Source organism: Brevibacillus sp. SIMBA_040 (assembly GCF_046535075.1).
Classification (GTDB): Bacteria; Bacillota; Bacilli; order Brevibacillales; family Brevibacillaceae; genus Brevibacillus.
In genome coordinates this window covers 1-236 of the sequence record NZ_JAWRXI010000403.1, presented here as the reverse complement: position 1 = coordinate 236, position 236 = coordinate 1, and the positions used below count along the sequence as shown (strand labels likewise).

Sequence of the window (236 nt, the reverse complement as noted above, 5' to 3'; positions counted from 1 at the left end):
GCACGTGCCGGGACCGGCGGCGCCTCGTCATCCTTGCGGCTCCGTTACGGGGCAGCTTTTGTCGGCGTGAGCTTCAACCATTCGGTATTGCGTGACCAAAAGCGTCACCATGCTCGTTTTCTCACCCAACCAGACCTTGCCACTAACTCGCAAAACCCCGGCCTCACGGGGCAGCGTGACGCGCGCTGCGTCGAAGGCGATGTTCACTCGCGCATCGTGCGTCTCCAGCACACCGA

1 protein-coding gene is annotated in these 236 nt (G+C 62.7%); it reads right to left on the bottom strand.

The window, feature by feature from the left end; genetic code table 11:
• Positions 1–27: 27 nt before the first annotated feature.
• Positions 28–236 (bottom strand): hypothetical protein (locus SB752_RS33255; RefSeq protein WP_410719636.1); only part of this gene is annotated, 209 nt, incomplete at its 5' end.